Origin of the sequence: Streptomyces sp. NPDC102360, from assembly GCF_044766085.1 — a bacterium.
Classification (GTDB): Bacteria; Actinomycetota; Actinomycetes; order Streptomycetales; family Streptomycetaceae; genus Streptomyces.
Window position 1 is genome coordinate 1 of record NZ_JBIWLG010000036.1, and the last position, 1,275, is coordinate 1,275.

Sequence of the window (1,275 nt, forward strand, 5' to 3'; positions counted from 1 at the left end):
GTCGTGACTGCGTGCCTTTTGAAGAATGAGCCTGCGAGTTTGCGGTGTGTTGCGAGGTTAACCCGTGTGGGGAAGCCGTAGCGAAAGCGAGTCCGAATAGGGCGGTATAGTAGCGCGCTCAAGACCCGAAGCGGAGTGATCTAGCCATGGGCAGGTTGAAGCGGAGGTAAGACTTCGTGGAGGACCGAACCCACCAGGGTTGAAAACCTGGGGGATGACCTGTGGTTAGGGGTGAAAGGCCAATCAAACTCCGTGATAGCTGGTTCTCCCCGAAATGCATTTAGGTGCAGCGTCGTGTGTTTCTTGCCGGAGGTAGAGCACTGGATAGGCGATGGGCCCTACCGGGTTACTGACCTTAGCCAAACTCCGAATGCCGGTAAGTGAGAGCACGGCAGTGAGACTGTGGGGGATAAGCTCCATGGTCGAGAGGGAAACAGCCCAGAGCATCGACTAAGGCCCCTAAGCGTACGCTAAGTGGGAAAGGATGTGGAGTCGCAGAGACAACCAGGAGGTTGGCTTAGAAGCAGCCACCCTTGAAAGAGTGCGTAATAGCTCACTGGTCAAGTGATTCCGCGCCGACAATGTAGCGGGGCTCAAGCGTACCGCCGAAGTCGTGTCATTCATACAATAGGGCCAACGCCTGTATGGATGGGTAGGGGAGCGTCGTGTGCCGGGTGAAGCAGCCGCGGAAGCGAGTTGTGGACGGTTCACGAGTGAGAATGCAGGCATGAGTAGCGATACACACGTGAGAAACGTGTGCGCCGATTGACTAAGGGTTCCTGGGTCAAGCTGATCTGCCCAGGGTAAGTCGGGACCTAAGGCGAGGCCGACAGGCGTAGTCGATGGATAACCGGTTGATATTCCGGTACCCGCTGTGACGCGAAAGACATCGAATCCAGTGATGCTAAGGCCGTGAAGCCGTTCCGGACCCTTCGGGGAAAGGAAAGTGGTGGAGCCGCCGGCCCAAGCTGGTAGTAGGTGAGCGATGGGGTGACGCAGGAAGGTAGTCCAGCCCGGGCGATGGTAGTCCCGGGGTAAGGGTGTAGGCCGTGCGGTAGGTAAATCCGTCGCACACAAGGCTGAGACCTGATGCCGAGCCGATTGTGGTGAAGTGGATGATCCTATGCTGTCGAGAAAAGCCTCTAGCGAGTTTCATGGCGGCCCGTACCCTAAACCGACTCAGGTGGTCAGGTAGAGAATACCGAGGCGTTCGGGTGAACTATGGTTAAGGAACTCGGCAAAATGCCCCCGTAACTTCGGGAGAAGGGGGGCCAT

1 rRNA gene is annotated in these 1,275 nt (G+C 57.1%); it reads left to right on the forward strand.

Annotated elements, in window-relative coordinates:
* Positions 1 to 1,275: ribosomal RNA gene (locus ACIRHA_RS43150) — 23S ribosomal RNA — on the forward strand; the annotation flags it as partial.